Raw genomic sequence first — 820 nt, 5'->3', positions numbered from 1 at the left:
AAGCAGCTGGGGCGCGGGTTGGTCAGGCTCAGCCGGAGCGCAGCTGGCTCCAGAATGGTGGCCGAAGCCGTACCCGTGCAGCCGCCCGCATCCGTGACGGTGACGGTGTAGGTGCCGGCGGGCAGGCCGCTCAGGTTTTGCGTGGTAGCGCCGTTCGACCAGCGGTAGCTGTACGGCGCTGCCCCGCCGCTCACGGCTAGCGCGATGCTGCCGGTGGCACTGCCAGCGCAGGTAACGTTGCTACGGGTGGCCGTGGCCGCCAGGTTGATGGCCGCCGGCACGGTAGCCGAGAGCGTGCTCGTGCAGCCGTTGTGGTCGGTGATGGTGACGGTGTAGGTGCCTGCCGGTACTCCTTTCAGGGTGGCAGCGGTCGAGCCGTTCGACCACAAATACGTGTATGGTGCCACCCCGCCGGCCAGGTTGGTGAGGTACACGCCGCCAGTGGCGTCGTTGCTGCACTGCACGCCGATGATGGTAGTGGTGGCGGTAATGGGCGTGAACACCTGAATGTTGCCGCAGCTACAAGTCGCCGTCGCCCCCGTTGCATCGGTAACGACTACGGAGTAAGAGCCGGCCGCCAGCCCGGTAATGGAGGCCGTAGTGGCGCCGTTCGACCACAGGTAGGTGTAGGGGGCCACCCCGCCGGTAACGGTGGCGGTGATGGTGCCGTCGTTGCCGGCGCAGGTAACGTCGGTGCGCGACAAGCCCACCGTCATCGTGGCGGCCCAGCGCGTACCGGTCAGATACGAGAACAAGCCGGCGGGCTCCATGCCCCGCGCCCAGGTCCGGGCCGGTTGGTTGAGCTTCGCGGCGGTTGCCA

The 820-nt window shown here is 67.8% G+C and carries 1 pseudogene; it reads right to left on the bottom strand.

The features are described 5' to 3' along the window. Positions 1 to 820, bottom strand: a pseudogene (locus tag ACYVDE_RS24735) (hypothetical protein); the annotation flags it as partial.

The sequence above is a fragment of the Hymenobacter agri genome, from assembly GCF_054778495.1.
This window is presented reverse-complemented; position numbering and strand designations above follow the sequence as displayed.